Here is a 12,834-nt window from a genome sequence, read left to right as displayed (position 1 = left end):
GGACTTTCAATTTTTACTTTTTACAGCTATTTCAAACTGTAGCCGGTTCTTTCACCTCCGGACTTATTTTTATTTTACTTAGATTTTTGCTAATGTAGCAGTGTATCAGTTTAACAATGTAACAATAAATGATTGGTACATTATCAGATTGTTACATTATTTGTTTCCCAGGACCTTATTAATGGCTAATGGAAATATCTCATATTCAATCTGGTGGACTTTCTGTGCCAATGTTTCCGGGGTATCATCTGCTGTTACTTCAAAGGATTTTTGAAGAACAGCTTCTCCTTCATCAATTCCCGGGGTTACAAAATGTACTGTTGCTCCGCTTTCTTTTTCTCCTGCTTCAATAACGGCGTTGTGAACATTCATCCCCCACATTCCTTTTCCTCCGAATTTCGGCAGCAATGCCGGATGGATATTAATAATTTTTCCGTTCCAGTTTTCACAGAATTCAGGTTTCAGAATGGATAAAAATCCTGCCAAAACGATCAGGTCTGTATCTGCCGGGATTACTTTCGCCAGTTCACTGCTGAAATTCTTTCCTCTGGGAATCAGTAAAGTTTTTATATTATGATTCTTTGCTCTTTCCAGTCCGTAACATTCTCTGTCTGCAACGACCAAAGATACCTTTGCATTTTCTATTTCACCTGCCTCAATGGTATCAATGATTCTCTGAAGATTGGTTCCTGAGCCGGAAACAAGTACAACGATGTTTTTCATATTAATAATGTAACAATGTATCAGTTTAGCAATGTAGCAATGATTTTACCGGTACATCTGTACACTGTTATATTGTTCTGTTATATTGATAAATTAATTTTCTCTGCGCCTTCTGTGATCTCTCCGATTTCGTAGGCATCATCCAAAAGGTGAAGTACTTTTTCAGCGTGTTCAGCATCTACTACGATGATCATTCCTACTCCCATATTGAAAGTTCCGAACATTTCTTCACGGGCTACTCCTCCTCTTTTTTCCAGTTCAAGCATTACACTTGGAATTCTGATTCTGGAAGCATCGATGGAAGCACATAATCCTGCAGGAATAATTCTCGGAACGTTTTCGTAAAGTCCGCCTCCTGTGATGTGAGCAATTCCGCTTACTTTTATTTCTTCAATAACCTTATGAATATCTTTAAAATAAAGTCTTGTAGGCACTAAAAGGGTTTCGTATAGTGGTTTTCCTTCAAACTCCTCTTCAAAGTCCGGGAATACTTTTCTTACTAAAGAGAATCCATTGGAATGGAATCCTGAGCTTGGAAGGGCAATGATCTTATTTCCTGCTTTGATTTTGGAACCGTCGATGATCTCATCTTTTTCTACAATTCCTACGCAGAATCCTGCAACGTCATAATCTCCAGGCTGGTACATTCCCGGCATTTCAGCAGTTTCCCCACCGATTAATGCACAGTTGTTGTCTTTACAAGCTTTTACCATTCCTAAAACGATCTCAGCAGCGATTTCAGAATCCAATTTACCGCAAGCCAGATAATCTAAGAAGAACAATGGTTTTGCACCGTGGCACAGAATATCATTGGCACACATGGCAAAACAGTCAACCCCGATAGAGTCGTACTTTTTGGTATCCAAAGCTACTTTGAGTTTTGTGCCCACTCCGTCTGTTCCTGAAACCAGTACAGGATTTCTGTATCCTCCGATCTCATAGAAAGCTCCAAAGCTTCCCAGGTGGTTCAGTACATTGGAATTGTGGGTTTCGCCTACTGCTTTTTTGATCTTATCAACCGTTTTGTACCCTTCTTCTTTGTCTACTCCTGCTGATTTGTAAGTGTTGCTCATGTTTAATAATTTAAATAATGTAACAATATATCAGTTTAACAATGTAACAATAGCCTAACTCTGGAACCCGGAAAACTGGCATTTTATTACATCGGTATATTGATCCATTTCCCTTTTATATTTTACTTTTTATTTCAAGATTCAGAAAATAAAAAAGCCGACAATCTTGGTAGATTATCGGCCGTTATTTTATCTCAGAATTTCAGAGCCCACAGTTTTCCCTTTCTTTGGAAAACATTCTTTAAAAGTGGTCTGAATTTTCATCTCTTTTCTTTTTGCAAAAATAGTAATTTTAAATGAATTTTCAAATTCTATTTTTCAAGGATGGTTTCGATAGCCGCAATCTTTGTGATTTTCTCCTTTAATTCAGTGTTTTTCTCTTCATTGGAAATTTTCTGCTCTGCTTTATCGAAGTTATCATTGAAGAAAGGCAGTGAAAAAGTTTCTACAATATTTCCTCCGTGGAAAGGGAAACGCTTCGCTGCAGCTTCTAAAACTCCGGCTCCGCCTCTTCCACCCGGGGATGTTGACATCAATAGCATCGGCACTTCATTCCATACGGTTCTGTCTTTGATTCTGGACACCCAGTCGAACACGTTTTTGAATGCTGTGGAATAGGTTCCGTTGTGTTCCGGTAATGCAACCAAAAGCAGATTGGCCCCGTCAATTTTCGATGCAAAATCGTGAGCTTCCTGAGGTACACCGCCTGCCAATTCTCTTTCATGTTTATAAATCGGCATTTCAAAAGGGTTAAGGTCTATTACTTCTACTTCTGCATTTTTAAACATGGATGCTGCATAGGCTACCAGCTGTCTGTTCATTGAAGCTTCTGAATTGCTTCCTGCTATTGCTAAAACTTTCATTATTGTTTATATTTTTAAGGTATGTATTATTTTGTATCGCAAATATCGCGAAGTTTTTTATTATTAACGGTCTTTTTCCTGAACAGATTTTGCTCAGGAAATGACCAATAATTATTGAATTATTTTAAATAAGCCGGCAGTTCCATTGGTACTTCCATCAAGAGGATCTCGGTATCTTCCTCTGCTTCAATATTGAAACTCTGGGTATCCCAGATTCCAAGTCCGTCTCTTTCATTTAAGATTCTGTCTCCTACTTTGGCACTTCCTTTTAAAACGAAAGCATAAACTCCGTTGCCTTTTTTGTTGAGCATATAGTTCTTGCCGTTTCCTTTTTTAAAGTTGGCGATATTAAACCATGCATCCTGGTGGATCCATACTCCGTCATCATTTTTATTGGGAGATAAGATCTGCTGGAATCCGTTGATCTTTTCCCCTTCTTTGATGCTTTTCTGGTCGTATCTAGGTTCTACGTTCAGTTCTTTCGGGAAAACCCAGATCTGTAAGAATTTCACCGGAACATCTTTATTCTTGTTATATTCGCTGTGCATTACTCCGGTTCCGGCACTCATCACCTGGATCTCTCCTTTTTTAATAACCGCCGTAGTCCCCATTGAATCTTTGTGTTCCAGATCTCCTTCCAGAGGAATTGAAATAATTTCCATATCTCTGTGCGGGTGTGTTCCGAATCCCATTCCCTGGGTAACGGTATCGTCATTCAATACTCTTAATACTCCAAAATTCGTTCTGTCTCTGTTCTGATAATTGGCAAAACTGAATGTGTGGTAACTGTTCAGCCATCCGTGGTCGGCATGGCCTCTTGAATCTGCTTTATGATATACTGTTTTCATACTGTGATTATTTATGGTACAAATGTACGGGATATGGGGGATGAAATGTGTTGATGTAGGTTAAGAAAGGTTGTGAAGGGTGATGGGATAAAATTGAAAGCGGGCTGAAACCCGCTCCTATTGAATAAATTCTGCATATTTTGAATGGCAGACGGTTTTGGTAATGCCGTTTTTTGGCTCAATATTGGTTTTCTTATTCTTTGGGTTTAGATAAAACGAAGCGGGCTTCAGCCCGCTTCTATTGAATAAAGTCTGCATTCTTTTAAATGACAGGTGGTTTTTGTAATCCTGTTTTTCAGTTTCATTATTTACTGAACCTGTGGTTTTCTAAAAATGTACCTGTTGGATTTCTTCCTGTATTTCTTTTGGGGTTTGGTCTTCTGATTTAACTTCTTTTAAATATTTATCTCTCGCAGATCCGGCAGATCGAGCAGATTGTTTGGGTACTTTTTGTTGGAGAAATCGCAAAGGAGGCGTAAAGATTTTTAACCATTATGCTGCTTTTAAGGCGCAAGAAAATCCAAGATTTCCAGTAGGTTTTTAGAGTTTCGACTAATTAAATTGCCGAAGGCTAATCCATCGCTTCATCGAATCAACTCCGTTGATTCTACTCTTTGCTTCCTAAAATATGTACAAAAAGCTGAGGCTTTGCGTTCCAAAAAATACATGATAGTTACAGTGCATACTAAATTTCCCACAGATCCCACGAATTTCACAAATTTTATGGTTTTAAATTCTCGTTGATCCAGCAGATTATACAGATTTTTTTTATTTTATGTAGGTGAAAATTGTAGATTTTCCAGATAACTACTGATGGCTGAGTTTATTTAAAGATGATAGTAGTATAATCTGTATTATAATCTCTTGTTTTTATATTTAGATTATTTAAAAGTATTTCGGCATCAAATCTTATCTTCTTCCAAATCTCATGGGTATCCAAAAGATCCCAATTCCAGATCTCAACAGGAATGTCATCCACTTTCTTTTTAAATAGTAAAAGTTCTGATCTTAAAGACTCATCAATCAATTTAGTTCTAAAGACAGTTTCAAACAAGACCGGTAAAAATGCATAATCCAGCTCTTCATATAATTCAGTCAGGGGATCTATTAAAATCGGAGCCATTTTATCCAGCTGCTTTACATTATAAGTATAAAGGATTAATGAATTAATGATATTTGTATAATAGAAATTCACGTGTTTATCATATTCAGCCAATTCTTCCTTCGTATACCCGAGATAATCAATTTCATTCAATTCGTTTTCTTGCATTTTTTTTCTTTTTATTTCATTAAAACGAAGCGGGCTTCAGCCCGCTTCTATTGAATAAAGTCTGCATTCTTTTAAATGACACGTGGTTTTTGTAATCCTGTTTTTCAGTTTCTTAATTTATTGAACCTGTGGATTTCTAAAAATGTACCTGTTGGATTTCTTCCTGTATTTCTTTTGGGGTTTCGTCTTCTGATTTAACAAAGATCATGGTTACCACAGCGCCAATTAACATACATATACCGCCTACAACAACATAATCCATTGCCTGTTTGCCAAAGATACTGCTTACAATAGGGCCTCCTAATAATCCGTTGATGATCTGCGGAATCACAATGAAGAAATTGAATATTCCCATATAAACACCCATTTTCTTTTGCGGAATTACTTCGATCAGCATGGCATAAGGCATGGCCAGGATACTGGCCCAGGCAAATCCTAATCCGATCATGGAGATCCACAGGTGATCGATGTTTTTAATGAAATACATAGAGATCAATCCTAATCCTCCGCATAATAAAGCTAAGGCGTGGGTTTGTTTTTTCCCGATCCATTTTGCAATAGGAGTCAGTAAAAATGCAAATGGAATAGCCCAGAGATTGTACATTCCGAACAGTTTCCCGGTAAGGTCTCCGGCATCGTTGAATGCTTTGGAATGGGTATCTTCAGGAGAAAGTCCCATATGATGGGTAGCCAGGGCACTCGTGGTAAACACCCACATAGTAAACAGGGCAAACCATGAGAAAAACTGAACAATCCCCAGCTTTTTCATCTGTGCAGGGATCGCTGCAAAATCTTTGAATATGTCAGAGAACTTAGAATGTACTTTCTCTGTTTCTACACCTTCTTCTTCAAATTCTGCAAATTCCTGCGGAGAATATTCTCTGGTGGTAACAATGGTATACAAAATGGAGATGAGAAGCAATACTGCTCCTGCATAAAAGGAATAAATCACATTATCCGCCACAAATCCTTTTGGAGCGACATTGGAAACGCCAAGTTGGGTCAGCCAGTCCGGCAGATAGGAACCGAGTACGGCACCAAATCCGATCAGAATGGTCTGCACGGAAAACCCAACAGTTCCCTGGTGTTTTGGCAGCATATCTCCTACCAATGCCCGGAAAGGTTCCATGGCAATATTCACGGAAGCATCCATCATGGCCAGAAAGATAACGGCCAGTAAAAGTGCGCTGGCAGCAAACATACTGGTTACAGATGCTGCATTGGGAAGCAGTACCAATCCTATGGCACACAGAATCGCACCGATTAAAAAGTAAGGTTTTCTTCTTCCCAACGGACTCCAGGTATTATCTCCCATATGCCCGATAATGGGCTGAACGATAAGACCTGTAATCGGGGCGACCAGCCAGAACCAGGATAATTCATGAACATCTGCTCCCAGATTGGCCAGAATACGGCTTGCATTTCCGTTTTGCAATCCGAATGCCATCTGGATTCCCAGAAACCCCATGCTCATATTGATGATCTGGAGCATGGAAAGGTTAGGTTTTATTTTTTTTGAACCCGTATTATGAGAAGTCTTCATCTTTATTTCTTTAATTCTTGTATCAACACATCTTCAATAGCTGTTTTTTCAGCAACGACTTTATCTACTACATCATTGGGAACCGTCATGGAAAGAACATACTGTTTTACTTTCCAGCTGCCATTGATCTTTTCTACCACTCCAGACCCTCTGCAGATCTTCATCTGGGTATTGAGCAGTTCATCAAACCATGCCAGTTTTCCGTCTTTGCTGAAATAGATGTTTCTTTTCAGGGCGGTAAAATTCCAGGTTTTCTTTTTGTCAAAATAAGGTTTTGCCCAAACCATGAAAGCTTTTTTATCCCAAACTTCGGTAGCATCGGTTCCGATAAAGGTGGATTCATCGGCAAAATAACTGAAATAGGTGTTGAAATCGGCTTTAGCAGCGGCGGTGTTAAAACCGTCAAGCATCGTACTGATCGCTGATTTTTCTTTTTCAAATGTCTTGACAGATTGTGCTGAAAATATTGAGAATCCTGATAAAAACAGGAGCAGTGTATAGGCAGCTATTAATTTTTTCATAGATATTACTTATTTTTCAAGTTCAATAATAAACGAAGTTTTGGCAGGAATTGTTGTGGTATTCTTTAAATTCAGTTCCATTCCCGAAATAATTTCTTTCCCTTTGGAAAATCCTTTGAGGGATTCTTCAAAATATTTTAAGTCTACGGTCTGATCTTTTTTACTGTTATTGATGATGACCATTACACTTTCCTTATCATTGTATCTGAAATAGGTAAAAACACCGTCTTTAGGAACGTAATTTTTAGTTTTCCCGGTATGAATGACGTCTTTTCCTTTTCTCCAGTTTAATAATTTCTGTGTAAACTGATAGAATTCTTTCTGTTCAGAGGTCTGTTCTGACGGATTGAATGCATTTTGCTTATCGGATTTCCAGCCTCCCGGAAAGTCTCTGCGGATGTCTGCATCGCCTCCTTTTTTCTTATTCCCTTTCATTCCTATCTCTGAGCCGTAATAGATCTGTGGGATTCCACGAGTGGTAGAAATGAGGGTCAATGCCATTTTATAGGCTTTCGGATCTCCTTTGAAGATCTCGTTCCAGCGTTCGGTATCATGATTTTCGAAGAAGACCAGGATATTGTTGATATCCGGATATAAAAAGTCGCTGGTAAACGAATTGTAGATTTTGATCATTCCGCTGTCCCAACTTTCTTTTTCTTTAAATGCTTTCGGCATATCACTAAACAGCATGAAATCCATTACGGAAGGGAGATTGGAGTTATACCCTGCCGCTTCCCCGGTTTTAGAGTTCTTCTGCCATGCTGAGATCTGGCCTGCCGTGTAAAGCCATGACTCACCTACAATGTTAAACTTAGGATATTCATCGGTAATTGCTTTTGCCCAGGCAGCCATTGCTTCTTTATCGTTGTATGGATAGGTATCTACACGGAAACCTCCCAATTCGGCATATTCAATCCACCAGATGGCATTTTGGGTTAAATATTTCAGCACTAATGGGTTTTTCTGGTTGAGATCCGGCATTGTTTTGTCAAACCATCCATCCAGGGCGTATTTTTTATCAATTTCTGATGCGTTGGTATCAAACTGGGTGGTTGTTTTATAATTGGACCTCTTAAATCCGTTTTCGCCATCATTGAACCAATGGATCCAGTCTTTGGCAGGCAGATCTTTGATCATCCAGTGGGAAACGCCCCAGTGATTGGTAACATAATCCATCACCAGCATCATTTTCCTTTTGTTCAGTTCACGGGAAAGCTCTCTGTAATCTTCGTTGGTTCCGAATCTTCCGTCTATTTTATAAAGGTCAGTCTGAGCGTATCCGTGGTAAGAATATACTTTTTCGTTATCCTCATTGACCGGAGTCAGCCATACAGCCGTAGCTCCCAGATTCTGAATATAACCGATATTTTTAATAATCCCTTTTAAATCGCCCCCATGTCTTCCGTTAGGAAGTTTCCGGTCTGCTTTTTCTGTAAGATCCGGCTGGGAATCGTTGCTTTCATCACCATTGGCAAAACGGTCCGGCATAATGAGATACATCACATCTTTTGAGGTGAAGGATTCACGGTCTGCTGATCCCGGGTTTCTCTGTTTCAGTTCATAGGTATATGATCCCAGATTCTGCTGCCCGTTTTTAATGTTGATGGTAAATTTCGGAACATTGATTTCATTGGTATTAACCGTAACGAAGGCATAATTCGGATTGTCTGTTTTCTGAATATCTTTCACCTTTACACCGTCTGATAATTCAATCTGATGATTAGCAACGTCTTTTCCGTATACCAGAATCTGAAGTTCCGGGTTTTTCATTCCTTTCCACCAGAAAGCGGGTTCTACTTTTTCGAGCGGTTTTTGTGAAAATGCTGCAACAGCAATCGTCAGTGCTGAAACAATGTATATTTTTTTCATAACAGTATTCATTTTTTAATAATAAACCTTTCAGGCTGTCGTATTATTTATATGGCCACGGATGCACGAATTTTTATTGTCTCGCGGATCTGGCAGATTGAGCAGATTTATTTTTATATCCCATGATCTGTATAACTCATCTGAAAAGCTCAAACGGCTTTATCAGTTCAATAAAAGATTAAAAGGAATAACCTATCCCTACACCAAATGAAAAGGCAAATTTCTTTTGCGGATTGTCTTTAAATACAATCATCGGATAAGCCTGGCACACAAGCCCCGTATCCAGCATAAGCCTGTATCCGAGACTTAAAGAAACATCCGACTGAAATTTTTTATATACCACATTGGGATTTAACGAGGTATCAATAAAGTCTTCACTGAATAAAGCCGTATATCCCAGCCCCATTTGTAAGAAATGTTTTTCTCCATACAGCACACTGAACACAACAGGCACCGTGGTTACTCCTTTAAAGTGTTCTCCATGCACATCATAGCCGGGAGTTCTTCCTATTCCCGCTCTCAGGGAATAAAGGAGGTTGTTTCTTTCACTCAGATAGAACATTCTCTCATAATTGGCGGAAAACAGAGCTTCTGAATGTCCTGCCAGTTCAAATGCAGCTATATTTTTTCTTCCCTGCCCAAAAACGGAACAGCAGCTGATCAAAAGGATCAGTAAAAGACTTTTTTTCATTCGGTTATCAGTCATTAAAATAAATGCCCCGGCCCATTTTCCCAATGTGTAAAGAGCCGGGGCATAACAAACATATGAATTTTAAATTTAATTTACAGGTTTAATAGAAATTGCGAAACCGCCGCTTCTTGCCATTTTGAAATTAATTTTAGATTTTCCTGTAATCTGTTTCTTGTAGATATTATAACTCTGAGGGTTATCGATATAATCTGCATCTTTTCCGTCTTCATAGATCGTTGCCTCATATTTTTTGTTTTTATCAAGGAAAGAGAAATCTACGGTATACTCACGTTTATTCTCATCGGTGATCCCTCCTACAAACCAGTTTTCCGTTCCTTTGGCTTTTCTGGCGGTGATTACATAATCTCCGGGTTCCGCAGATAAAATTTTAGTATCATCCCAGTCTGCGGCTACATCTTTAATGAACTGGAAGGCATCCATGTGTTTTTTATAGTTCTCAGGAAGATCAGCGGCCATCTGAAGAGGCATATACATCGTTACGTAAAGAGCAAGCTGTTTTACCAGTGTAGTTTTTACGAAACGTTTGTCTCCGGGGAAGTAGTAATCCAGTTTGGTCTGGAAAATTCCCGGGGTATAATCCATAGATCCACCCATCCATCTTGTAAACGGAAGAACGGTCTGGTGATCCGGCTTGTTTCCTCCGAATGCTTCGTACTCTGTTCCCCGGGCTGCTTCCGCAGAGATATAATTCGGATAGGTACGGCTTTCTCCTGTTGGACGTACGGATTCGTGGGAGTTGATCATGATCTTATATTCATTTGCTTTTTCAGCAATTCTGTAATAATGGTTGATCGTCCACTGCGAATAATGATGCTCACCTCTTGGAATAATATCGCCTACATATCCTGTTTTCACGGCATCGTATCCATATTTATTCATTAACTGAAATGCTTTATCGGACCATCTTTCGTAGTTTGTTGCAGATCCTGAAGTTTCGTGGTGCATGATCAGTTTGATTCCTTTGGAGTGAGCGTAATCGTTCAGCATTTTGATGTCGAAATCCGGGTAAGGGGTAATGAAATCAAAAACGAATTCTTTTGAATGTCCGAACCAGTCTTCCCATCCGATATTCCATCCTTCAATCAGTAGTCCCTGGAAGCCGTTTTCTGCTGCAAAGTCGATATATTCCTTTACTTTGGTGTTGTTGGCTGCATGTTTTCCGTTGGGTGTAAGTTTTGTAAAATCTGTTTTATCCAGGTGAACGTTTTCAGCCGTAGAATACGCCCACTGGGATTTCCCGATGATCATTTCCCACCATACTCCCATGTATTTTGTAGGGTGAATGTAAGAAGTATCAGTATATTTTGTAGGTTCGTTCAGGTTGAAGATCATTTTGGAATCCATCACCTCTTCGGCTTTAGGGGAAACGATAATTGTTCTCCACGGGGTAACGGAAGGGGTCTGAATATATCCTTTCGCGCCCTGTCTGTCGGCAGTAAGATGGGTTTTGAATTTAAAATTCTGTGCATCCACTTCCAGGTGGGAAGCCGGATAATCCAGTACAGCAGCTTCGGCCACGTTTACATAAAGGGGTTCTTTTCCTTCTTTTTTAAGCATTAACGGCGACTGCACTGCATTTTTGACTAACTTCTGAGACGCGTTGGCATCTGCGGCCTGAGCCCACTTTGACGGAATTTCCGATACTTTTGTTTCCTGATACTGATATTCCTGAGAGTCATAATCAGCAACTATCCACCAGGCTTTCATGTCTGTTGGGAAATCGATCTCGGAATCTTCTTCTCTGATCACGAAATAGTTCAGGTTTTTCTGCTGCGGGAATTCATATCTGAACCCTAATCCGTCATTGAACAGTCTGAATTTCACTACAATGCTTCTGTCGGTGGAACCCTGGTTCAGCGTGACGGCCAGTTCATTGTAATGGTTGATATAATTTTTCTTTTCTCCCAAAACCGGCTGCCAGGTTTCGTTTTTGGAGTTTCTTTTTTCATCTACCTTCGCAAAACCGTTGTTCAGATCGAATTTTGCATCTTCTGGTCTGGCAATCTCAGAAGCGAATTTTATGGCTGTGTCTTTAAATAATCGTAATCCTAATTTAGAATCTTCTACTACTACGGCCCCGTTGTATTTCAGGTTATAGTAAGGCACTCCTTCTTTCAGCTGGAAATTCATTTCAAATTTTCCGTCCGGAGATTTTAAAGATTGTGCTTTCACACCTACAAACATCATGGAGAGTAAAAGAGCTCCAACAGTAATTTTCTTCATAATGACTATTTATAAACTTAAAAAAAATAAAGTGCTGCCGTGAAGACAGCACTTTACTATACTATTTGATCTTAAATTATTATAATGGCTGGATTTTGTAAACACCAAGCTTCACGTCTACAGTAATTTTATAATTTCCTCCTGTTCCGTCAAATTTGATGTTTCCATTACTTCCTTTTGGCCCAAGATAACCGGTATTACCATCTGTTGTGATATTTCCCCAATCAAGATCTCCCCAACTTTGCTGTCCTAAGAATTTAAATTCAGAAGCAACCGGAAGAGCAACCGTATATTCAAATTTCCCGTTTCCTAAACTAGTCATTGGAATAGCTGCAGTTTCATTCCAGCCATTAACTGTACCTACCAGATATAAGCTGGCAGGATTCCAGTTATTAACAGGTGATGCTGTTACTGTAATTGACTTCTGTGTAGGTTCTGCATCAATAACTATCTTGTACATTCCTGTAACTCCATTAAACTGAATGTTCTCTGGTGCTGATGCAGCAAGGTTTGTAGACCAGGTTTTGAAATACTTATTATCACTATTCATTCCAGCAGTGTCTAAGCTGTAATTTTTAGGTCCCCAAGCCTGCTGACCTAAAAATCTGAATGATTTACCATTTTCAAGGTAAGTATAAATTGTAGAGAAATTATCTTTTTTATACAATAACTGAGCATTTACTTCACTCCACCCTACTGCAGAAGCTTCGCCTACAATATAGAATGATGGATAAGCAGTCATATAAGGTGTAACAGTAATTGTGATAACATTTGATGTTATGGCTTCAAAGTCTCCTAATTTTGAAGAGAGTCTGACTTCTATTTCGGTTGCAACTTCAGGAACCAAACCTGCATCTAATGCATAATTGTTAAACTCTGCCACTGTGTAACTTGCTTTAGAAGCACCATCATTAAGATCTATATTTTTAGGATTTGCAAAATTAGTTCCTTTAACAGCAATTTGTATCTGATTTTTCTGAGCTACTGCAACGCCGTAATCAGGAATTTTCCAATTAAAAGTAACTGCAGTTTCTGCAGCATGATCTTTAAGTAAAACCAGATTGGTTTTATCGGAAGAAATATTAGAGGCGGAAGGACTTCCTAACACAGCTCTATCTTCGTCTTTTTCACAGGAAATCATCCAAAAGCCTAAAACAAGAAGCGTAAATATTTTAAATAAATTTTTCAT

At 39.0% G+C, this 12,834-nt stretch carries 11 protein-coding genes; all 11 read right to left on the bottom strand.

What is annotated here, in order from left to right; all coding sequences use genetic code 11:
- Positions 1-156: 156 nt before the first annotated feature.
- The 11 genes from purN to AC106S_RS12175 all read right to left on the bottom strand — a co-directional run bounded on the left by purN (position 157) and on the right by AC106S_RS12175 (position 12,834).
- Complete coding sequence (purN, locus tag AC106S_RS12225; protein ID WP_482439407.1) at positions 157-723, bottom strand: phosphoribosylglycinamide formyltransferase; 567 nt, start codon at positions 721-723, stop codon at positions 157-159.
- A gap of 80 nt (positions 724-803) precedes the next feature.
- Positions 804-1,796 carry a phosphoribosylformylglycinamidine cyclo-ligase gene (gene purM, locus AC106S_RS12220; RefSeq protein WP_482439406.1) on the bottom strand — a complete coding sequence of 331 codons (993 nt, stop codon included), beginning with the start codon at positions 1,794-1,796 and terminating at the stop codon, positions 804-806.
- Positions 1,797-2,107: 311 nt separating this feature from the next.
- Positions 2,108-2,659: an NADPH-dependent FMN reductase gene (locus AC106S_RS12215; RefSeq protein ID WP_482439404.1), complete on the bottom strand. Its 552-nt coding sequence runs from the start codon at positions 2,657-2,659 to the stop codon at positions 2,108-2,110.
- Between the two features lie 119 nt (positions 2,660-2,778).
- A complete protein-coding gene (locus tag AC106S_RS12210) occupies positions 2,779-3,507 on the bottom strand; it encodes a pirin family protein (RefSeq protein WP_482439402.1) in 729 nt (242 codons plus the stop codon).
- Between the two features lie 823 nt (positions 3,508-4,330).
- On the bottom strand, positions 4,331-4,777 hold the full coding sequence (locus AC106S_RS12205; protein ID WP_482439400.1) for a hypothetical protein: 447 nt from the start codon (positions 4,775-4,777) through the stop codon (positions 4,331-4,333).
- 136 nt (positions 4,778-4,913) lie between these two features.
- The gene (locus tag AC106S_RS12200) at positions 4,914-6,320 is read right to left on the bottom strand and encodes an MFS transporter (RefSeq protein WP_482439398.1); all 1,407 of its coding nucleotides are present in this window, start codon (positions 6,318-6,320) and stop codon (positions 4,914-4,916) included.
- A 2-nt stretch (positions 6,321-6,322) separates the two neighbouring features.
- Positions 6,323-6,841 (bottom strand): nuclear transport factor 2 family protein, encoded by a 519-nt coding sequence (locus AC106S_RS12195; RefSeq protein ID WP_482439397.1) that lies wholly within the window; start codon positions 6,839-6,841, stop codon positions 6,323-6,325.
- Positions 6,842-6,850: 9 nt separating this feature from the next.
- Positions 6,851-8,710 carry a glycoside hydrolase family 13 protein gene (locus tag AC106S_RS12190; RefSeq protein ID WP_482439396.1) on the bottom strand — a complete coding sequence of 620 codons (1,860 nt, stop codon included), beginning with the start codon at positions 8,708-8,710 and terminating at the stop codon, positions 6,851-6,853.
- A 178-nt stretch (positions 8,711-8,888) separates the two neighbouring features.
- Positions 8,889-9,401 (bottom strand): hypothetical protein, encoded by a 513-nt coding sequence (locus tag AC106S_RS12185; RefSeq protein WP_482439395.1) that lies wholly within the window; start codon positions 9,399-9,401, stop codon positions 8,889-8,891.
- Between the two features lie 87 nt (positions 9,402-9,488).
- Positions 9,489-11,645, bottom strand: coding sequence for a glycoside hydrolase family 97 protein (locus tag AC106S_RS12180; RefSeq protein ID WP_482439393.1), 2,157 nt, complete (start codon positions 11,643-11,645; stop codon positions 9,489-9,491).
- A gap of 79 nt (positions 11,646-11,724) precedes the next feature.
- On the bottom strand, positions 11,725-12,834 hold the full coding sequence (locus AC106S_RS12175; protein ID WP_482439392.1) for a SusE domain-containing protein: 1,110 nt from the start codon (positions 12,832-12,834) through the stop codon (positions 11,725-11,727).

The organism is Chryseobacterium sp. FR054, assembly GCF_056844565.1.
The sequence above is the reverse complement of the archived record's forward strand: the minus strand, read 5'-3'. Positions and strand labels throughout refer to the sequence as shown.